19 protein-coding genes are annotated in these 18,959 nt (G+C 68.8%); 8 read left to right on the top strand and 11 right to left on the bottom strand.

The features are described 5' to 3' along the window. Nucleotides 1-4: 4 nt before the first annotated feature. The 8 genes from glp (at nt 5) to L632_RS0117860 (ending at nt 7,508) form a co-directional block, all read left to right on the top strand. Nucleotides 5-1,177: a gephyrin-like molybdotransferase Glp gene (glp, locus tag L632_RS0117895; RefSeq protein ID WP_028712040.1), complete on the top strand. Its 1,173-nt coding sequence runs from the start codon at nt 5-7 to the stop codon at nt 1,175-1,177. Nucleotides 1,178-1,287: 110 nt separating this feature from the next. Further along, nucleotides 1,288-1,986 carry a transcriptional repressor LexA gene (lexA, locus tag L632_RS0117890; protein WP_028712039.1) on the top strand — a complete coding sequence of 233 codons (699 nt, stop codon included), beginning with the start codon at nt 1,288-1,290 and terminating at the stop codon, nt 1,984-1,986. A 106-nt stretch (nt 1,987-2,092) separates the two neighbouring features. Then, the gene (locus L632_RS0117885) at nt 2,093-3,250 is read left to right on the top strand and encodes a D-alanyl-D-alanine carboxypeptidase family protein (protein WP_028712038.1); all 1,158 of its coding nucleotides are present in this window, start codon (nt 2,093-2,095) and stop codon (nt 3,248-3,250) included. A gap of 15 nt (nt 3,251-3,265) precedes the next feature. Next, on the top strand, nt 3,266-3,880 hold the full coding sequence (gene tmk / locus L632_RS0117880) for a dTMP kinase (protein ID WP_028717301.1): 615 nt from the start codon (nt 3,266-3,268) through the stop codon (nt 3,878-3,880). Beyond that, nucleotides 3,877-4,959: a DNA polymerase III subunit delta' gene (locus L632_RS0117875; RefSeq protein WP_028717300.1), complete on the top strand. Its 1,083-nt coding sequence runs from the start codon at nt 3,877-3,879 to the stop codon at nt 4,957-4,959. The genes tmk and L632_RS0117875 overlap by 4 nt, the downstream gene beginning before the upstream one ends. 13 nt (nt 4,960-4,972) lie before the next feature. Further along, nucleotides 4,973-5,770, top strand: coding sequence for a TatD family hydrolase (locus L632_RS0117870; protein ID WP_028712035.1), 798 nt, complete (start codon nt 4,973-4,975; stop codon nt 5,768-5,770). Further along, a complete protein-coding gene (locus L632_RS0117865; RefSeq protein ID WP_028712034.1) occupies nt 5,767-6,567 on the top strand; it encodes an MBL fold metallo-hydrolase in 801 nt (266 codons plus the stop codon). Before L632_RS0117870 ends, L632_RS0117865 begins: the two co-directional genes overlap by 4 nt. Then, entirely contained in the window at nt 6,564-7,508 is a 945-nt protein-coding gene (locus L632_RS0117860; RefSeq protein WP_028712033.1) for an AEC family transporter, read from the top strand. Before L632_RS0117865 ends, L632_RS0117860 begins: the two co-directional genes overlap by 4 nt. Nucleotides 7,509-7,543: 35 nt before the next feature. Here the strand turns inward: L632_RS0117860 and L632_RS0117855 are convergent, their stop codons facing one another. The 11 genes from L632_RS0117855 to L632_RS0117805 form a co-directional block, all read right to left on the bottom strand. Further along, nucleotides 7,544-8,497: an ABC transporter permease gene (locus L632_RS0117855; RefSeq protein ID WP_028712032.1), complete on the bottom strand. Its 954-nt coding sequence runs from the start codon at nt 8,495-8,497 to the stop codon at nt 7,544-7,546. Nucleotides 8,498-8,502: 5 nt separating this feature from the next. Continuing rightward, nucleotides 8,503-9,804 (bottom strand): ABC transporter permease, encoded by a 1,302-nt coding sequence (locus L632_RS0117850; protein WP_036698793.1) that lies wholly within the window; start codon nt 9,802-9,804, stop codon nt 8,503-8,505. Between the two features lie 73 nt (nt 9,805-9,877). Continuing rightward, nucleotides 9,878-10,957, bottom strand: coding sequence for an ABC transporter substrate-binding protein (locus tag L632_RS0117845; protein ID WP_028712030.1), 1,080 nt, complete (start codon nt 10,955-10,957; stop codon nt 9,878-9,880). A 98-nt stretch (nt 10,958-11,055) separates the two neighbouring features. Then, the gene (locus tag L632_RS0117840; protein WP_028717299.1) at nt 11,056-12,138 is read right to left on the bottom strand and encodes an ABC transporter substrate-binding protein; all 1,083 of its coding nucleotides are present in this window, start codon (nt 12,136-12,138) and stop codon (nt 11,056-11,058) included. Nucleotides 12,139-12,170: 32 nt separating this feature from the next. After that, on the bottom strand, nt 12,171-13,274 hold the full coding sequence (locus tag L632_RS0117835; RefSeq protein WP_028712028.1) for an ABC transporter ATP-binding protein: 1,104 nt from the start codon (nt 13,272-13,274) through the stop codon (nt 12,171-12,173). Between the two features lie 155 nt (nt 13,275-13,429). Further along, a complete protein-coding gene (locus L632_RS0117830) occupies nt 13,430-13,819 on the bottom strand; it encodes an acyl-CoA thioesterase (protein ID WP_028712027.1) in 390 nt (129 codons plus the stop codon). 100 nt (nt 13,820-13,919) lie between these two features. Then, the gene (locus L632_RS0117825) at nt 13,920-15,146 is read right to left on the bottom strand and encodes an FAD-binding oxidoreductase (RefSeq protein WP_028717298.1); all 1,227 of its coding nucleotides are present in this window, start codon (nt 15,144-15,146) and stop codon (nt 13,920-13,922) included. After that, a complete protein-coding gene (locus L632_RS23070) occupies nt 15,143-15,709 on the bottom strand; it encodes a DUF421 domain-containing protein (protein WP_051476493.1) in 567 nt (188 codons plus the stop codon). The genes L632_RS0117825 and L632_RS23070 overlap by 4 nt, the downstream gene beginning before the upstream one ends. A gap of 85 nt (nt 15,710-15,794) precedes the next feature. Further along, nucleotides 15,795-16,520 carry an SDR family oxidoreductase gene (locus tag L632_RS0117815; protein ID WP_028717297.1) on the bottom strand — a complete coding sequence of 242 codons (726 nt, stop codon included), beginning with the start codon at nt 16,518-16,520 and terminating at the stop codon, nt 15,795-15,797. A gap of 40 nt (nt 16,521-16,560) precedes the next feature. Next, nucleotides 16,561-18,183: an FGGY-family carbohydrate kinase gene (locus tag L632_RS0117810; protein ID WP_028717296.1), complete on the bottom strand. Its 1,623-nt coding sequence runs from the start codon at nt 18,181-18,183 to the stop codon at nt 16,561-16,563. A 28-nt stretch (nt 18,184-18,211) separates the two neighbouring features. Beyond that, on the bottom strand, nt 18,212-18,943 hold the full coding sequence (locus L632_RS0117805) for an SDR family oxidoreductase (RefSeq protein ID WP_028712023.1): 732 nt from the start codon (nt 18,941-18,943) through the stop codon (nt 18,212-18,214). Nucleotides 18,944-18,959: the final 16 nt, after the last annotated feature.

Genomic DNA, 18,959 nt, shown 5'->3' with positions numbered 1-18,959 from the left:
AAGAATGATCAGCGTCGAAGAAGCCCGCGCCCGCGTCCTGGCCCTTGCCCGGCCGCCCGAGCCCGAACAGGTGGCGCTGGAACAGGCGCTCGGCCGCGCCATGATCGCGCCGGGTATCGCCCGGCTGACGCAACCGCCCTTCGACGCCTCGGCCATGGATGGCTATGCGCTGCGCTCGGCGGATCTGCCCGGGCCGCTGGCGGTGATCGGCACGGCGGCGGCGGGCGTGCCCTATGCGGGCGAGACGCCCCCCGGCAGCGCCATCCGCATCTTCACCGGAGCGCCGGTTCCCGCCGGTTACGACCGTGTGGTCATGCAGGAGATCGTCACCCGCGACGGCGACCGCATCACCGTCACCGAGGTCGGGCCCAACCTGAACATCCGCCGCCAGGGCAATGATTTCTCGGAAGGTTCCGCCTTTCAGCCCGCCCGGCCGCTGCGCCCTGCCGATCTGGCGCTGCTCGCGGCGATGAACGTGCCGCGGCTGACGGTCGCGCGCCGGCCGCGCGTCGCCGTGCTGGCCGGCGGCGACGAACTGGTGCGCCCCGGCTCGGACCCGGCGCCGGGCCAGATCATCAGCTCGAACGACATTGCCATCGCCGCGCTGGCGCGCGAGGCCGGGGCCGAGCCCATGGTCCTGCCGCTGGCCCGCGACACCGAGGAAAGCCTGCGCGACCGTTTCGCCGAGGCCGAGGGCTGCGACCTGATCGTGACCATCGGCGGCGCCTCGGTCGGCGATCACGACCTGATCGCCAAGGTCTCGGCCGATCTCGGGATGGAGCGCAGCTTCTACAAGCTGGCCATGCGCCCCGGCAAGCCGCTGATGGCCGGGCGCATGGGCGATGCGGCCATGCTGGGTCTGCCGGGAAATCCGGTCTCTGCCGTGGTTTGCGCGAAACTCTTCATGCAGCCGCTGATCCGCGCCATGCAGGGCCTGCCGCCCGGGCCCGACCCCCTGCAGGCCGTGCTGACCCGCGACCTGCCGCCCGAGGGCGACCGCCAGCATTACCTGCGCGCCCGGCTCTCGCCCGGCGACGGCCTGCCCGGCATCGAACCCTTCCCCGACCAGGATTCCGCCCGGCTGTGGCTGCTGGCCGAGGCCGATGCCCTGCTGATCCGCCCCGCCGGCGACCCGGCCCGCAAGGCGGGCGAGCGCATGGGCTACCTGCCGCTCTAGCCGGTTAACCCGAAGTTTACCCGAATCGCCATAAAGATTGACGCAAGGGATTGGCCGCGCTAGAACATTCAATGAACATGATGGCGGCCGCAGCAGATCGGGGGCAGAACATGCTGACGAAGAAACAGATCCAGCTTCTTGAATTCATTCAGGCGCGGATGGCTCGCGACGGGGTGCCGCCCTCGTTCGACGAAATGAAACTCGCGCTGGACCTGCGCTCGAAATCGGGAATTCATCGCCTCGTGACCGCCCTTGAGGAACGCGGATTCATCCGCCGCCTGCCGCATCGCGCCCGGGCGCTGGAAATCGTCCGCCTGCCCGACAGCCTCAGCAAGGGCCCCGGCTTCCAGCCGCGGGTGATCGACGGGGACGCGCCCGACCGCCCGGCGCCGCTGCCGCGCGGCGCGATGGAGATTGCCGTTTCCGCCGTGGAACTGCCTGTGATGGGCCGCATCGCCGCCGGCGTCCCGATCGAGGCGATCTCCGAGGTCTCGCATCACATCGCCGTGCCGGGCTCGATGCTCTCCGGCCAAGATCGGCATTACGCGCTGGAGGTGCGCGGCGATTCGATGATCGAGGCGGGGATCAACGACGGCGACGTTGTGGTGATCCGCGAACAGGACACGGCCGAGAACGGCGACATCGTCGTCGCCCTGGTCGAAGGATCCGAGGCGACGCTGAAACGCTATCGCCGCAAGGGCGGCATGATCGCGCTCGAGGCGGCGAACCCCGCCTACGAGACCCGGGTGCTGCCCGAGGACAAGGTGCGCATCCAGGGCCGCCTCGTCGGGCTGATCCGCAGCTACTAGGCCCGCGCCGGCGGTTCACTTGCCCGGCACAGGCGGCCCTGCGGCGTTGCGGGTTCGGGCCCGCTGCGCTAACCATGGCGCAAACGCGACAGGTCAAGGACAATCCATGCGCGCTCTGACGTTCCGCATCTTCGCCCTGCTCATGGTCCTGGCGCTGCCGGCGCAGGCCTTCGACACCAATGCCCGGGCGGCCTGGGTCTACGACGTGGCGACCGGCACCGTGCTGATGGAGAAGAATGCCGACGAGCCGCTGCCGCCGGCCTCGATGTCCAAGCTGATGACGCTGAACATGCTGTTCGAGGCGCTGCATGAAGGCCGGGTGGCGATGGACACGACCTTTCCCGTCTCGACCAAGGCCTGGCAGATGGGCGGCTCGAAGATGTTCGTCGAGCCCGCCGACCGCCCCACGGTCGAAGACCTGATCCACGGCATCATCATCAACTCGGGCAACGACGCCTGCGTCGTCGTGGCCGAGGGGCTGGCCGGCACCGAAGAGGCCTTTGCGCGGCTGATGAACGAACGCGCACGCCAGCTTGGCATGATGGATTCGCATTTCACCAATTCCTCGGGCTGGCCGGATCCGCAGCACCGGATGTCGATGCACGACCTCGGCCTGCTCGCCACCCGGCTGATCACCGAGTTTCCCGAGCTTTACAAGAACTTCGCGCTCACGGAATACAACTACAAGGGCCGGGTGCCCTCGAATGCGAACAACCGCAATCCGCTGCTGCGCCTGGGCACGGGCGACTGGAAGGCCGACGGACTCAAGACCGGCCACACGCAGGAGGCGGGCTACGGGCTCGTCGGCTCTGCCGTGCAGGGCGACCGGCGCATCGTCTTCGTGATCACCGGCCTGCCCAGCGAAAAGGCCCGGGCCGAGGAATCCGAGCGGATCGTGAACTGGGCCTATCGCCAGTTCACCATGCGCACCATTATTCCCAAGGACGAGATCGTGACCCAGGCCCCGGTCTGGCTGGGCGAAAAGAGCCGCGTCGGCCTGACCACCAGGGACGGCGTCCGGGTGCTGATCCCCGCCGGCTCGCGCTCCGGCGTCAAGGCCGAGGCGGTTTTCCGGGGCCCGATCGAGGCGCCGATCACCAAGGGCGACCAGCTCGGCGAACTGATCGTGGACATTCCCGGCGCGGGCCAGTCCCGCCTGCCGCTGCTTGCCGCCACCGATGTGGCCCGCAGCGGCGTCTTCGGCCGCATGCAAAGCGCGGCCTTCCGCCTGGGCGAGCGCGCGATCCAGTCGGTGCGCAACTGAGGCCGATTCCAGCGCATGTTCATCAGTTTCGAGGGCATCGACGGATCGGGCAAATCCACCCAGGCGCGGCGGTTGGCGCAGGTGCTGAACGCGCGCGGCACCGAGACGCTGCTGACCCGCGAACCCGGCGGCAGCGAGGGCGCCGAGGAAATCCGCCGCCTGCTGGTCGAGGGCCGGGGCGAACGCTGGTCCCCCGAAACGGAACTGCTGCTGTTCACGGCCGCCCGCCGCGACCATGTCGAGCGGCTGATACGACCGGCCCTGGCGCGCGGCGCCTGGATCGTCACCGACCGCTTCGCCGATTCCAGCCGCGTCTATCAGGGCCTTGCCCGGGCCGACCTGCGCCATCTGGTCGAGGAGCTGCACCGCCTGACCATCGGCATCGAGCCGGACCGGACCTTCATCATCGACATCGACCCGGAGGTCGCCCTCGCCCGCGGCCAGGCGCGCGGCGGCATCGAGGATCGGTTCGAGACGCTGGGCCTCGCCTTCCAGCGCCGGCTGCGCGAGGGGTTCCTGGCGCTCGCCGCCGAGGCCCCCGGGCGCATTCATGTGATCGATGGCAGCGGCAGCGAGGATGAGGTCGCCGCCCGCGTGCTTGCCGCCCTGTCCGTCGAGGGCCCGGCATGACCGACGAGCCGCTTCCCGAGCCCGACCGCGTGCCCGGCGCGCCGCACCCGCGCGAGGCGGCGCGGGTCGTCGGCCAGGACGCGGCGGTGGCGGATTTCCTCGCCGCCGCCCGGGCGCACCGGCTGCACCACGCCTGGCTGATCTCGGGCCCGCGCGGCACCGGCAAGGCCACGCTGGCCTGGGGCATCGCGAAATGGCTGCTGAGCGGGGCCGCGTCGCCCGACCTGACCGCCTCGTCCGACGATCCGGCGGTGCGCCGCATCCGCGCGCTTTCCGAGCCGCGGCTGCACCTGGTCCGGCGCCCGGTCGATGAAAAGACCCTGCGCCTGCGGGCCGAGATCACCGTGGACGAGATCCGCCGCCTTCAGGGGTTCTTCCACATGAGCGCCGCCGAGGGCGGGCGCCGCATCGCCATCATCGACGCCGCCGACGAGATGAACCAGGCCGCCGCCAATGCGCTGCTGAAACTGCTGGAGGAGCCGCCCCACGAGGCCACGATCCTGCTGGTCGCGCACCAGCCTGCCCGGCTGTTGCCGACCATCCGCTCGCGCTGCCGCGAATTGCGGCTGCATCCGCTGGATCCCGCAGACATGGCCCGGGTGCTGCAGGATCTGGGGCTCGATCACGATGCGGCGCGGCTCTCCGCGCTGTCCGGCGGCTCGATCGGCGAGGCGCTGCGGCTGGCCGGCCAGGACGGGCTGGCGGTCTATCAGCGCATCACCGGCCTTTTCGCCGATCATCCGCGAATGGATCGCCGCGCCGCCGCCGCCCTGGCCGAGCTCGCCGCCGGGCGCGCGGGCGCCGAGGGCGATCCCTTCGATCTGGTCGTCACCCTGCTCGACCGTTTCCTGACCCGCGCCGCGCGCACCGGGCTGCTGGGCGCGCCCCTGCCCGAGGCGGCAGAAGGCGAGGCCGAGGTGCTTGGCCGCATCGCCCCCGACCCGGCCGCGGCCCGGCTTTGGGCCGGCGCCCAGGCCGAGCTTTCCGCGCGGGCCCGCGCCGGGCGGGCGGTCAACCTTGACCCTTCCGCGCTGGTGATGGATATGCTGATCGGGCTTGCAAACCAGCCCGCCGTCTGACGGAACCCTGCCGATGTCCGAACCCGACCTTCCCCTCCTGGTGGACAGCCATTGCCACCTGGACTTCCCCGATTTCGAGGGCGAGCAGGCCGAGCTGGTCGCGCGCGCCCGCGCCGCGGGCGTCACCCGCATGGTCACGATCTGCACCCGGCTGCGCAACGAACCGGCCGTGCGCGCCATCGCAGAAGCCCATCCCGGCGTGTTCTATGCCGCAGGCACCCATCCGATGTATGCCGCCGAGGAGCCGCTGGCCACGGTCGAGGACCTGGTCCTTCTGTCGCGCCATCCGCGTTTCGTCGGCATCGGCGAGACCGGGCTCGACTACCACTACACCGCCGACAGCGCCGCCATGCAGGCCGAAAGCCTGCGCATCCATATCGAGGCGGCGCGCCGCACCGGTCTGCCGCTGATCGTCCATTCCCGCGATGCGGACGAGGACATGGCCCGCATCCTGACCGAGGAGCATCGCGCCGGCGCCTTCACCGGGGTCATGCATTGCTATACCAGCGGGCGGGACCTCGCGCGGGCGGCGCTGGACCTGGGTTTCTACCTGTCCATGTCCGGCATCGCCGCCTTCCCGCGCTCGACCGAGATCCGCGAGATCTTTGCCGCCGCGCCGGCCGACCGCATCCTGGTCGAGACCGACGCCCCCTATCTTGCCCCGCCGCCCCATCGCGGCAAGCGCAACGAGCCGGCCTTTGTCGCCCATACCGCCCGGGTCGGCGCCGGGCTGCTGGGCATGACGGAAGACGCGTTCGCCAGCCTCACCACGCAGAATTTCGAACGGCTGTTTCGCAAGGCCGCGGCATGATCCGGGCCACCATCCTGGGCTGCGGCTCTTCGGGCGGCGTGCCCCGGCTGGGCAACCGCTGGGGCGAATGCGATCCGGCGAACCCGCGCAACCGCCGCCGGCGCTGCTCGCTTCTGGTCGAGCGCCATGGCCATGACGGGGTGACGCGGCTGCTGATCGACACCGGGCCCGACCTGGTGCCGCAGCTGCTGGATGCCGAGGTCGGTGAGCTGGACGCGGTCGTCTATACGCATGCCCATGCCGACCATATCCACGGCATCGACGACCTGCGGCAGATCGTCTTCAACATGCGCCGCCGAATGCCGGTCTGGGCCGACCTGCCGACCGCGGCGGCGCTGAAGACCCGCTTCGGCTATATCTTCGAGACGCCGCCCGGTTCGTCCTATCCGCCGATCTGCGACCTGCAGCCGATCCGCGGCCCTTTCGCCATCGACGGCGCGGGCGGCAGCATCGAGCTGGCGCCTTTCGAGGTCAACCACGGCGACATGAATGCGCTCGGCTTCCGCATCGGCGGGATCGAGCAGAGCTTGGTCTACCTGCCCGATGTGCTGGCGATCCCCGAGGAAGCCTGGAGCACGATCACAGGCTGCGAGGTGTTCATCTGCGACGCGCTGCGCCGCATCCCGCATCCCAGCCATGCCCATCTGGCGCTGACGCTGGAATGGATCGCGCGTTCGGGCTGCGCGCGGGGCGTGATCACCAACATGCATGTGGATCTGGATTACGACGCCGTCATGCGCGAGACGCCCGAGAATGTCGTTCCCGCCCATGACGGCATGCGGATCGAGCTGATATGACCGCCCTTTTCGACGTCATCCTGCCGGTCTTTCTGGTGGTTGGCTTCGGTTATCTGGTCTGCTGGCGCAGATGGCTGACCGAGGTGGCGGTCGACGGCGTCATGCGCTTTGCGCAGAACTTCGCCCTGCCGGTGCTGCTGTTCGGCGCCATCGCCCGGCTGGACCTGGGGGCGAACTACAACCCGCTGCTGCTCTTGGCCTTCTACAGCGGCGCGCTTCTGTCCTTTGCGCTGGGGACCGGCCTGTCGGTCTATTGGCTGAAGCGGCCCGTCGAGGACGCCATCGCCATCGGCTTCGTCTGCCTGTTCTCGAATTCGCTGCTTCTGGGGGTGCCGATCACCGAGCGCGCCTATGGGCCCGAGGCGGTGCTGGGCAACTTCACCATCATCTCGGTGCATTCGCCGCTGCTTTACACCTTCGGCATCACCGCGATGGAATTCGCCCGGGCCCGGGGCCAGAACCTGTCCGTGGGCGGGGTGGCGCTGCGGGCGCTGTCGGGCGTGCTGCACACGCCGCTGGTCATCGGCATCCTCGGCGGCTTTGCCATGAACCTGCTGACCCAGGCCGGGCTGGTCATGCCCGAGGGCTTCTGGGCGGCGGTCAGGATGATGTCCAGCGCCGCGCTGCCGGCGGCGCTGTTCGGGCTGGGCGGCGTGCTCTATCGCTACCGCCCCGAGGGCGAGACGCGGGCCATCGCGATGTGCTGCTGCATCTCGCTGCTGCTGCATCCGGCGGTGACCTTCGGGCTGGGTCGGATCTTCGCGCTGAGCATGGCCGAGATGCGCTCGGCCGTGGTGACGGCCGCCATGCCGCCGGGGGTCAACGCCTATCTCTTCGCCGCGCTTTACGGGGTGGCCAAGCGCGTCTCGGCCTCGGCGGTGCTGGTGGCGACGGGCCTGTCGATGCTGACGGTCTGGTTCTGGCTTGCCGCCCTGCCCTGATGCGCAAACGCCGCCCCGAAGGGCGGCGTCCGGCATCACCTCGGCGTCACGCCGCGCAGCCGTTCGGATCTTCGCCGCAGCAGCTCGACGGTGGTGAGCAGCGCGATGGAGAAGATCACCAGCAGCGTCGCCACGGCGAGGATGGCGGGCGAGATCTGCTCGCGGATGCCGTTCCACATCTGGCGCGGGATGGTCTGCTGGTCGGGCCCGGCGATGAACAGCACCGCCACCACCTCGTCGAACGAGGTCACGAAGGCGAACAGCGCCCCCGAGATCACCCCCGGCAGGATCAGCGGCATGGTGATGCGGAAGAAGGTGGTGCGCGGGTTCGCCCCCAGGCTGGCCGCCGCACGGTTCAGCGACTGGTCGAACCCGATCAGCGTCGCCGTCACCGTGATGATGACGAAGGGGATGCCCAGCGTGGCATGGGCCAGGATCACGCCCAGATAGGTGCCGGCCAGCTTGCCGCAACCGGGGTTCAGCCCGATCCAGGTCAGCGGCTCGCAGGGGTTCGAGTAGAAGAAGAACATCCCCGTCGCGGTGATGATGATCGGCACGATCATGGGCGAGATCAGCATCGCCATGATCGCGCGGCGATAGGGCATCTCGGGCCGCGACAGCCCCAGCGCCGCCAGCGTGCCCAGCACGGTGGCGAGGATGGTCGAGAAGAAGCCGATGATGATCGAGCTTTTCGCCGCGTTCACCCATTTCGCGTTCCGCCAGGCATCCGCCCACCAGTTCAGGTCGCGCGGCGCGTCCGGCCGCGCCATGCCGAAGGTCAGCAGGCTGTCATACCAGCGCAGCGAATAGCCGTCTGGGTCGAAGGACAGCATCCGGTCGGTGAAGGTGAAATAGGGCTCGGCATTGAAGCTTAGCGGGATGATCACCACGATGGGCGCGATCAGGAAGAAGAAGATCGCGCCGCAGATCGCCAGATAGGTGTAGTGCCAGACCTTTTCCAGCGGCGATGCGTAGGTTGGAAGCGCCATGGCCGTTATCCCAGTTTCAGGTTGTCGATGCCGACGAGCCGGTCATAGACCCAGTAGAGGATCAGAACCCCGCCCAAAAGCAGCGCCGCCAGCGCGGCCGCCATGGACCAGTTCAGCGTCTGCGTCATGTGCATCGCGATCATGTTGGAGATCAGCTGGCCCGACGAGCCGCCGACCAGCGCGGGGGTGATGTAATAGCCCACCGCCAGGATGAAGACCAGAAGCGCCCCCGCCCCCAGCCCCGGCAGGGTCTGCGGGAAATAGATGCGGCGGAAGGCGGTCCAGCTGGTCGCGCCCAGGCTGCGCGCGGCGCGCACGTAGCTGGGATTGATGGTGCGCATCACCGAATAGAGCGGCAGGATCATGAAGGGCAGCAGGATATGGGTCATGGCGATGATCGTGCCGGTCTGGTTGAAGATCATCTGCAGCCGCTGGTTGTTGCCGATCACCCCCAGCCAGACCAGCACGTCGTTGACCACGCCCTGCTGCTGCAACAGCACGATCCAGGCCGTGGTCCTGACGAGAAGCGAGGTCCAGAACGGCAGCAGCACCAGGATCATCAGCAGGTTCGACTGCCGCATCGGCAGGGTGGCCAGCAGATGCGCGATCGGAAAGCCCAGCAGGAAGGTGGTGAAGGTGATGACCAGCGACAGCCAGAATGTGCGCAGGAACAGCTTGCCGTAGATCTGCTGCTGCGCCGGGGCGGCAGTGATGTTGCCCTGCTCGTCCCGGGTGCGGTCCACCGCCGCGAGGTAGAAGTTGGTGGTATAGGGCGAGGAAGCCTCGCGCATCACCGACCACAGCCGCGGGTTGCCCCATCTGGCGTCCATGTCCAGGATCGCCTCGCGATAGGGCGGCTCGATGCCGCCGCGCGCCTGCCGCCCGGCCGAAGTGAACAGCGAACGCGTGCCCGGCATGTCGTAATTGATGCGGGTGCCGACCACGCCCACGGTGCGCGCCTGGGCGGCGGCGGTCAGGTCGGCGGCCAGCGCCGCCCAGGCGGCATCGTCGGGCTCGGTGCCGCGCGGGTTGTCGTGGAACCAGGCGGTCAGCTGCGGCATGTTGGCCGAAAAGCCTTCGTTCTTGACCGACCGCTGCAGCATCTGCCCGATCGGCATCACGAAGGTGATCAGGACGAACAGCAAAAGCGGCAGCACCAGCAGGAAGGCGCGCCGCCGCGCCCGGCGCGAGCTGCGCGCAAGCGCAGACTTCAGCGGGCGGCCGTCGGCGGTTCTCAGCGTTCCGCCTTCGTCGAGGCCGCCGGCCTCGGTCACGATCGCGGCATGGGGGTCAAGGGCTTTGGCCATCTGGGTCCTTCGTCAGGCAATCCTTGGTCGGAAGCCGCGGCCCGAACCAGCGGGCCGCGGCACGATTCAGAGGTCAGTTGGCGAGCCAGCCGTTGAAACGCTCGGCCAGCTCGGCCGAGTGGTCGGCCCAGAATTCCGGGTCGTCCATGACCGCGGTCTGCATGTATTCGGGATTGGTCGGCATATGCGGCCCCATCTCGGTCTTGCCGTCCTGATACAGCCCGACCAGCGCCGCCGAGCTTTGCCGCGACGGGCCATAGGCGATGTATTTCGCCTGATTGGCCAGCTGTTCGGTGGCGGTGGCGAATTTCAGGTATTCCAGCGCCGCCTCGGGATTGGGCGAGCCCTTGGGAATGACGAACATGTCCATGTCCATGTATTGCCCGTCCCAGATGATCTCGAAGGGCTTGCCCTCGCCGACCATGGCGTCGAAGAAACGGCCGTTATAGCCGGTCGCCATCACCACCTCGCCATCGGCCAGCAGCTGCACCGGCTGGGCGCCGGCCTCCCACCAGACCACGTCGCGCTTGATGGTGTCGAGCTTGGCGAAGGCGCGGTCGACGCCTTCGGGCGTGCCCAGCACCTCATAGATCTGGTCGGGCGCCACGCCGTCGGCGATCAGCGCCAGATACAGGGTGCGCTTGGGGTTCTTGGGCAGGCCGCGCTTGCCCGGGAACTTGGCGGTGTCGAAGAAATCCGCCGCGGTGGAGGGTTTCTCGCCCTCGAATTTCGTGGTGTCGAAGGCGATGACCGTGCCCCAGAAGATGTTGGCCACGGCGCATTCCTGCAATGCGCCGGGGATGAAGTCCTCGGTGGCGGGCGTGCCGTCCGGCGCGGCCGGCAGGATGGCGGGATCGATCTCGACCAGCGCGCCCTCGTCGCAAAGCCGGATCGCGTCCGAGACCTCGATATCGAAGACGTCGCCGGTGACGTTGCCCGCCTCGACCTGCGCCTTCAGCGGCGTGGCCGGGTTGTCGGCGGCCAGCATGTTCACCTTGATGCCGGTCTGTTCGGCGAACGGAATGTTATAGGCCTCGACCTGCGATCTTTCATAGGCACCGCCCCAGGAGACGACGTTGACCTCCTTGTTCTGGGCATGGGCCGCCAGACCGAGGCTGCACAGCGCCGAGGTCAGGATCAGAGTGGTTTTCATGATTTACTCCCGTTGGTGTTTCGGCTCTCTGGCCGTTCTTTGGCCCGTTCGGGCTTTCGGCGGGCCGCGGCGGGACGATGCCCGCCGCGGCAATCGCATCAGTTCGACGCCAGCCAGGCGTTGAACCGCTCTTGCAGCTCGGCGTCGTGATCGACCCAGAAGTCGAGATTCGAGGCCAGCGCGTTTTCGAGGTTCTCGGCATAGGTGGGCAGGTTCGGCCCCATCGGCACCTCGGTGCCCTCGATATTGCCGACCAGCGCGGCGGCCGAGACGCGCGGCGGACCGTAGCTGATGAACTCGGCGGCGCGGGCCTGCTGCTCGGGCGCGGTCGAGAAGGCGATGAACTCCTTCGCGGCCTCGGGGTTCGGTGCGCCCTTCGGCATCACCCAGCCCTCCATCTCGTAGATCTGGCCGTCCCAGACGATATTGAAGGGCTTGCCCTCCTGCTGGGCGGCGTTGAAGATCCGGCCGTTGAAGGCGAAGGCCATCGAGACCTCGCCATCGGCCAGCAGTTGCGGCGGCTGGGCGCCGGCTTCCCACCAGATCACGTTGTTCTTGATGCTGTCGAGCTTGGCGAAGGCGCGGTCGACGCCCTCGGGCGTGCCCAGCACCTCATAGACCTGATCGGGCGCGACGCCGTCGGCCATCAGGGCGAATTCCAGGTTGAACTTGGCGCCCTTGCGCATGGTGCGCTTGCCGGGGAACTTGGCCGTGTCGAAGAAATCCGCCGCGCCGGCCGGCTTGGCATCCGGGAACTTCGTGTCGTCATAGGCCAGGATCATCGAATAGACGTCCGTGCCGACGAAGCAGTCGGTAATCGCGCCCTCGATGAAATCCTCGGCGGCCGGGGTGCCGTCGGCGGCGGGGGTCAGGATCGCCGGATCGATCTCTTCCAGCAGGCCCTCGTCGCAAAGCCGCACGGCATCGGCATATTCGACCGAGGCCACGTCGATCGAGACATTGCCCGCCTCGACCTGCGCCTTGACCGGGGTCGCGGGGTTGTCGGCATCCGAGACCTGGACCTTGATGCCGGTCTTGGCCTCGAAGGGCTTGGCATAGGCCTCGACATGGCTCATGCCGTAGGCGCCGCCCCAGGACAGCAGGTTGACCTGCTTGTCCTGCGCCTGGGCCGCGGCCGCGACGGCGATCAGCGCAGTGGTCAGTATCAGCGTGCGTTTCATCATAACTCCCTGGTTTCTTGCTCGATGCACACTCAGACCGGATCGAGGGCGCGGGCGTCCTCGGGATGCCAGCCGATCCGTATCGTCTCGCCGGGCGACAGTTTCACCTGGCCCAGCGTATTGCGGTATTTCATCACGAAATCGTCCTGGCCGGCGACATGCAGCCGCGCCCGCAGGATGTCGCCCATATAGATCACGTCGCGCACCTGCGCCTCGATGGTATGGGCGCCGGCCGGCATGAGGTCCGGCTTGAACTCGACCCGCTCGGGCCGGATCGAGACGGTGGTCGGCCGGCCGCTTTCGCGGATGTTCACGGCGGTGGCGTCGATCAGCTCGCCATTGCCCAGCCGCACCAGCGCCTTGTCGCCCTGAAGCTGCTCGATGGTGCCGCGCAGGGCGTTGTTCTCGCCGATGAAGCCGGCGACGAAGCTGTTCTCGGGCTGCTCATACAGCACAGGCGGCGGCGCGAGCTGCTGGATGCGGCCGTCGTTGAATACGGCGATGCGGTCCGACATGGTCAGCGCCTCGCCCTGGTCGTGGGTGACATAGACCACGGTGATGCCCAGCCGGTCGTGCAGCGCCTTGATCTCGAACTGCATGTGCTCGCGCAGCTGCTTGTCGAGCGCGCCCAGCGGCTCGTCCATCAGGACCAGCTTGGGGTCGAAGACCAGCGCGCGGGCCAGCGCGATCCGCTGCTGCTGGCCGCCCGAAAGCTGGGCCGGGCGGCGGTTCTTGAACTGGCCCATCTGCACCATGTCCAGCGCGCGGGTGATGCGGCTCTCGCGCTCTTCCTTGGACATGCCGCGCACTTCCAGCGGAAAGGACAGGTTCTCGCCCACGCTCATATGCGGAAACAGCGCGTAGTTCTGGAACACCATGCCGATGCCGCGCCGGTGGGGCGGGACGTCGTTGATGTTCCTGCCATCCAGGCGAATCTCGCCATGCGTCGCGGTCTCGAAGCCGGCGAGCATCATCAGGCAGGTGGTCTTGCCCGAACCGGACGGGCCAAGCATGGTCAGAAATTCGCCCTTGCCGATGGTCAGGTTCAGATCCTTGACGACAAGCGTCTGACCATCATAGCTTTTCTGGACGTGATCGAAGACAACGAAAGCGTCGTTGCCGGGGTCAGCTGTCACGATGCGGGCTCCCTGTTTCTGTTGGTTCTTCGTTCCGCCCCCCGACAGTAATCGGCGCCTGTCAGGGAATGCAACTCACTTGTCAGGGCGGCGGGCAGGACGCAGGCGACGAAGTCGGTGTCGCATTGCGTCACTGCCCTTTCGCCCGGCAAATCTCAGCTTTCTGGTGGGAGTTCGCGCGACCGTCCGTTCGCATCCAGCGCCACGAAGACGAAGGTGGCCTGCGTGACCTTCTGCATCTCCACCCCCTCGCGCGAGCGCCGCCAGGCCTCGACATGCAGCTGCATCGAGCTGCGCCCCTCGCGCAGGATGCGGGCGAAGACCGAGACCTCGTCGCCGACCTTGACCGGCTGGTGAAAGGTGAAGCTGTCCACAGCCACCGTGGCGCAGCGCCCCCGCGCCCGCCGGGCGGCGACATTGCCCGCCGCAAGGTCCATCTGCGACATCAGCCAGCCGCCGAAGATATCCCCCGCCGGGTTGGTGTCCGCCGGCATGGCGGTGGTGCGGATCGCGGGCTCGCCCCGCGGATAGTCGTCCTGCGTCATGCGCGTCCCTCGTGCTTGCGTGCTGCTTGCCGGGCCGCGAAGCGCCCGCCCGCCCGCGCAAGCTGACCCCCGCCGCGCGCGCCGTCAATGCCCGGCGGAGTCAGCGAAAGCGATAGAGGTCGGCATCGGGATCGGCGTGCCCGTCGATGCGCCGCGTGGTCACTTCGGCGGCAATGACGGAATAGGTGATGCCGTTGCCGCCGAAGCCCATCACCGCATGGCAGCGCCGGCAGCCCGGCACCGCGTCGAAGATCGGCAGCCCGTCGTCGCTGTCGCCGAAGGCCGCGGCCCAGCGATAGGCCGGGCGGCCGATGCGGATGCCGCAGGTCTCGCGCAGCTTGCGGGCGATCTCGGCGGCGTTGCGGCGCAGCTTCTCCGGGTCCTGATAGGCGTCGGGGCTGGCCTCGTCCTCGCCGCCGGCGATGATCCGGCCGGTGGGCGTGGTGCGGAAATACAGGTAGGGATCGGCGGCCTCCCAGACCAGGAAATCCCGCAGCCAGGCCGGATGGCGCACCCCCTCGGCCGAGGCGAGGGCCCAGGTCGAGATGATGCGGTGATGCGCCGAGACGAGCTGCGGCAGGAATTCGTAGCCGGTGCAGAACACCGCATGGCCCGCCACCACCACCCGCCCGGTCGAGAAACCCAGCGCCACGCCGTCCGCCAGTTCGGCGAAATCCGTGACCTCGAAGGGCGAGACGATCTCGGCCCCGCGCGCTTGCGCCACCCGCAGCAGCCCCGCCGTCAATTGCGCCGGATTGGCCGAGGCCGAGGCCGCCGAGACGATGGCGCCGGTGCGGTCGATGCCGAATTCCCCGAGCAGGCGCTGGCGGGGGATGAACTCGGCCGCGATGCCGGTCTCGCGCCGCAGCGCCGCCTCGGTCTCCAGCGCGCGAAAGCCCATCTCGTCCCCGGCAAGATAGAGCGCCCGCTTGCGCTGCATCTGGCAGTCGAGGCCCAGGCGGCGCGACAGGCGCAGCAGTTCCTCGACCGCCTTGACCGAGCGTCGCCAGGCCCGTGCCGCCCTGTCCGGGCCGATCTGGCGCATGAGCCGGCTCAGCGGCACGTCGATCTCGTGCTGGATCATCGCCGTCGAGGCGAGCGATGAGCCCCGCACCGGCTGGCGGCGATCCACCAGCAGCACCCGCCGCTTGCGCCGGGTCAGCCGCTCGGCCAGCAGCGCCGCGGAAATGCCGGTGCCGACGATCACCACGTCCCAGCGCCGCTGCGAGGGCGCCGCCCGATGCTCTGCCGAGATATGCGGCGTCTCGGCCCAGAAGGGCTGCGCCGTGCGGAGCCGCCGCTTGAGGGTGCGCCGCGTGCCGGTCATGTCTTGTCGGCCCAGGCCATCTCGCCCGGCGGAAGGGCGGGCGGCCGATAGAGTCCCGCCGCGCCGTCCCGGTCGCGCTTCAGCACCGAAAGGGTGCCGTCCGCCTCAAGAATGGCGAACTTGACATCGGCAAGGTCGGCCACGCCCTTCTCGCGCAGCTTGGCGTAAAGCTCGCCCATGCCGATGCCCTGCCGGCGCAGGCGGTCGTGATGGACGCGGCCCTCGGTGACGACGATGCGCGGCCGGCCCTCGAAGAACCGCGACAGCAGGTCCGAGGACAGGATCGCCTCGTCCACCAGCTTGTTGAAGGCCGCGACCAGGAAGATGGCGAACATGGCGGGCAGCAGGGGCACGTCGGGATAGAACAGTGAATCGCCCACCGCCGAGCCGATGGCGATGACCAGCAGGAACTCGACGATGGAAAGCTGCGCCACCGTGCGCCCGCCCAGCCAGCGCATCAGCGCCAGCGTGTAGAAATAGATGATGACGGTGCGGAAGAAGACCTCCCAGGCGAAGCCCAGCTGCTGATCGCCCAGGAAGATGCGGTGAAGGTCTTCAAGCATGGCTGTCCCCCGGCCCGCGCCGGTTCTGGCGCCAGAAGACAAGCCGCGACGGCCGGCCCCGGTTCCACGCCCCGGCCTGAACCGGTCAGACGGCGAGGAAACCCCCATCCAGCGGCAGCACCGCGCCGGTGACCATGCGGCTGTCGTCCGAGAGCAGCAGCGCGATGCCTTGCGCGACCTCCTCGGCCTCGGCGAAGCGATTGAGCGGGTGGCGCACCATCATCGGCTGGCTTTTCGCCGGGTCCGACCAGGCCTCGGCCGCCAGTTCGGTCAGGGTGATGGTGGGCGCGACCGCGTTGACGCGGATGCCATGCGGGCCCAGCTCCTTGGCCAGCACGCGGGTCGCGCCCTCCAGCCCCGCCTTCGAGGCGGCATAGCACAGGTGATCCTGAAAGCCGCGATGGCCGGCGATCGAGGTGATGTTGACGATGGCGCCGCCGCCGCCCGCCGCCAGGCGGGCGCGGGCGAATTCCTGGCAGCAGATCAGCGCCGCGCGCAGGTTGATGCCCAGCACCGCCTCATAGCCGGCCTCGGTCATGTCGAGCACGCTTTCCAGCACGTTGATGCCGGCGCTGTTGATCAGGTAATCGGCCGTCCCCGCCTCGGCCATGGCGGCACGGGTGGCGGCCGGGTCGGCCAGATCGACGCGGATGCCGCGCGCGCCGCTCTCGGCCGCGAGGCTGTCGAGGTCGGACTGGGTGCGGCTGAGCGCCACGACCTTCGCGCCGCGTTCGGCCATCAGGCGCGCGCAGGCGCGGCCGATCCCTTTGCCCGCGCCGGTGATGATGACGGTCTTGCCCGAGAATTGCATGGTTCCTCGCATGTTCGGTTCAGCGGCAGGGCCGCCCTGTTCAGGTCGGCGGCAGCGCCGCCATGGCGGTGCGGATCTGCCGCGCCGTGGATTGCAGCGCCAGGAAGGCGGCGTGGCGCGCGTCCTGCCGCGCCCGGCTGGCGGGATCGGGGGCGCAGCGCGTGGCGATGCGCGACATGGCGGGCATGGCCGTCAACAGGTCGGGGAACAGCCCCGCCGCCACCGCGCCCAGCATGGCCGAGCCGAGCAGCACCGGCTCGGGGCATTCCGTCACCTCGACCGGCAGCCCGGTGGCATCGGCCAGAAGCTGCCGGGTCAGCGGATGCGCGCCGGCGCCGCCGCTGACGCTGATCGTCTGAACCGGGGCGCCGTTCTGCGCCTGGGTCTCGATGATCTGCCGCAGCCCGTAGCCCAGGCCGCAGATCCCGGCGACGTAAAGCGCGACCAGCGAATCCGGCCCGGTCTCCATCCCCTGCCCCATGATGACGGCGCGGGCATGAGGATCGGCGAAGGGCGCGCGGTTGCCCAGGAATTCGGGCACCACATGCAGCTCATCAGCCAGCCGCACGGCGGCGCTGGCCTCGCCCGCCAGCTCCAGCGCCCGGTCGGCCAGCCATTGCGGCAGGGACTTGCCCGCCGCCTCGGCCAGCGCCGTCGCCTCGGCCGTGGCGGGATGCAGCTGCACCAGCTGGTCGATGGCGGCGCCGGCGGCGGATTGCCCGCCCTCGTTCAGCCACATGCCGGGCACCATGGCGGAGTAATAGGGGCCCCAGACGCCCGGCACGAAGGCCGGCTCGCGCGTGGTGGTCATGGTGCAGGAGGAGGTGCCGAAGACATAGCCCAGGCAGGCCGTCGCATCGCCCCCGGCCGCGACCGTGCCGACGCCGCCGGCATGGGCGTCGATCAGCCCCGCCGCCACGGCGATGCCGGGGCGCAGGCCCATGGCCCCGGCCGCGGCCTCGGTCAGCCCCTGCCCCAGCAGCGTGCCGGGATCGACGACGCGGGCGCCGATGCGGGCAAAACCGTCATCGGCCAGATCGCCCAGCCCGATCTGGCGGAAATAATCCGCGTCCCAGCGCCCTTCATGCGCCAGATAGGTCCATTTGCAGGTGACGGTGCAGGCGGACCGCTCCAGCGCGCCGGTCGCCTTCCAGGTCAGGAAATCGGTCAGGTCGAAGAAATGCGCCGCCGCGGCATAGACCTCGGGCCGGTTCTCGCTGAGCCACAAGAGTTTCGGCGTCTCCATCTCGGGCGAGATGCGGGTGCCGACATATTTCAGCACGTCATGGCCCTGCGCATTGATGCGCTCGGCCTGCTCGACGGCGCGGTGGTCCATCCAGACGATGATGTCGCGCTCGGGATGGGCGGGATCGCCCACCGGCAAGGTCGCATCCCCCGCCCCGCGCACGACCAGCGAGCAGGTGGCGTCGAAGCCGATGCCCGCGACCTGCGCCGGATCGATCCCGGCGCGGGCCACGCTGTCCCGGACGGAATCGCAGACCGCGCGCCAGACCTGCTCGCTGGACTGTTCGGCGATCACGCCGCGCTCGCGATGCATCTCGATGGGGCGCTTGGCGGTGGCAAGCAGGCGGCCCGCGCGGTCGAAGACCCCGGCCCGGGCCGAGCCGGTGCCCACGTCGATGCCGATCAGATACTGGTCCATGGCGCTTCTCCGTTCCGGGTGCCGGGCGTCAGACGCGGTCGAAATTGGTCGGCAGCACCAGCATGTCGCGGATGGTGACGGTGCGCTTGCGGGTCAGCATGTATTCGACCGCATCCGCGACCTCTTCCGCGTCGATCAGGCTGCCGGATTCCCTGGCCTTGCGCAGGTTCTCCTCGGGCCAGTCGGCCAGCAGCGCCGAGACCACCGGGCCGGGCGAGACCTGCATGACGCGCACCCCGTGCGGGATCATCTGCCGGCGCATGCCCTGCACGAAGCTGGTGATCGCCCATTTCGAGCCGGAATAGACCGGCTCCCACCAGGTCGGGAAATGCCCGGCGATCGAGCAGGTGACGACGATGTCGCCGGTCTTGCGCGCGCTCATATGCGGCACGACCGCGTGGACGTTCTTCATCACCGCGTTCACGTTCAGGTTCAGCATCCGGTCGATCGCCTCGGGCGTCGTCTCGGTCAGGTCGCCGCCGATATAGGTGCCGGCATTGCAATAGAGGATGTCGATGTGATCGACCTTGGCCAGCACCTCGGGGATCATGGCGGCGCAGCTGTCGCTGTCCAGCAGGTCCGTCACCTGCGGGATCGCGCGCGGGCCCAGTTTCGCGGCCAGTTCGGCCAGCGCCGCCTGGTTGCGGTCCGCCATGACCACGGTGGCGCCGCGATCCAGCAGCCGCTCGGTGGTGGCCAGCCCGATCCCCGAGGCCGCGCCGGTGATGACGGCGATCTTGCCGTCCAGCGATTCAGACATTCCGTTCTCCTGTCTT

Origin of the sequence: Paracoccus sp. J39 (genome assembly GCF_000518925.1) — a bacterium.
Taxonomy (GTDB): Bacteria; Pseudomonadota; Alphaproteobacteria; order Rhodobacterales; family Rhodobacteraceae; genus Paracoccus.
The sequence above is the reverse complement of the archived record's forward strand: the minus strand, read 5'-3'. Positions and strand labels throughout refer to the sequence as shown.

Bases quoted from the DNA above. Each gene is read 5' to 3' on its own strand.
- glp (WP_028712040.1), top strand. From the start codon at position 5: ATGATCAGCGTCGAAGAAGCCCGCGCCCGCGTCCTGGCCCTTGCCCGG.
- lexA (WP_028712039.1), top strand. From the start codon at position 1,288: ATGCTGACGAAGAAACAGATCCAGCTTCTTGAATTCATTCAGGCGCGG.
- L632_RS0117885 (WP_028712038.1), top strand. From the start codon at position 2,093: ATGCGCGCTCTGACGTTCCGCATCTTCGCCCTGCTCATGGTCCTGGCG.
- tmk (WP_028717301.1), top strand. From the start codon at position 3,266: ATGTTCATCAGTTTCGAGGGCATCGACGGATCGGGCAAATCCACCCAG.
- L632_RS0117875 (WP_028717300.1), top strand. From the start codon at position 3,877: ATGACCGACGAGCCGCTTCCCGAGCCCGACCGCGTGCCCGGCGCGCCG.
- L632_RS0117870 (WP_028712035.1), top strand. From the start codon at position 4,973: ATGTCCGAACCCGACCTTCCCCTCCTGGTGGACAGCCATTGCCACCTG.
- L632_RS0117865 (WP_028712034.1), top strand. From the start codon at position 5,767: ATGATCCGGGCCACCATCCTGGGCTGCGGCTCTTCGGGCGGCGTGCCC.
- L632_RS0117860 (WP_028712033.1), top strand. From the start codon at position 6,564: ATGACCGCCCTTTTCGACGTCATCCTGCCGGTCTTTCTGGTGGTTGGC.
- L632_RS0117855 (WP_028712032.1), bottom strand. From the start codon at position 8,497: ATGGCGCTTCCAACCTACGCATCGCCGCTGGAAAAGGTCTGGCACTAC.
- L632_RS0117850 (WP_036698793.1), bottom strand. From the start codon at position 9,804: ATGGCCAAAGCCCTTGACCCCCATGCCGCGATCGTGACCGAGGCCGGC.
- L632_RS0117845 (WP_028712030.1), bottom strand. From the start codon at position 10,957: ATGAAAACCACTCTGATCCTGACCTCGGCGCTGTGCAGCCTCGGTCTG.
- L632_RS0117840 (WP_028717299.1), bottom strand. From the start codon at position 12,138: ATGAAACGCACGCTGATACTGACCACTGCGCTGATCGCCGTCGCGGCC.
- L632_RS0117830 (WP_028712027.1), bottom strand. From the start codon at position 13,819: ATGACGCAGGACGACTATCCGCGGGGCGAGCCCGCGATCCGCACCACC.
- L632_RS0117825 (WP_028717298.1), bottom strand. From the start codon at position 15,146: ATGACCGGCACGCGGCGCACCCTCAAGCGGCGGCTCCGCACGGCGCAG.
- L632_RS23070 (WP_051476493.1), bottom strand. From the start codon at position 15,709: ATGCTTGAAGACCTTCACCGCATCTTCCTGGGCGATCAGCAGCTGGGC.
- L632_RS0117815 (WP_028717297.1), bottom strand. From the start codon at position 16,520: ATGCAATTCTCGGGCAAGACCGTCATCATCACCGGCGCGGGCAAAGGG.
- L632_RS0117810 (WP_028717296.1), bottom strand. From the start codon at position 18,183: ATGGACCAGTATCTGATCGGCATCGACGTGGGCACCGGCTCGGCCCGG.
- L632_RS0117805 (WP_028712023.1), bottom strand. From the start codon at position 18,943: ATGTCTGAATCGCTGGACGGCAAGATCGCCGTCATCACCGGCGCGGCC.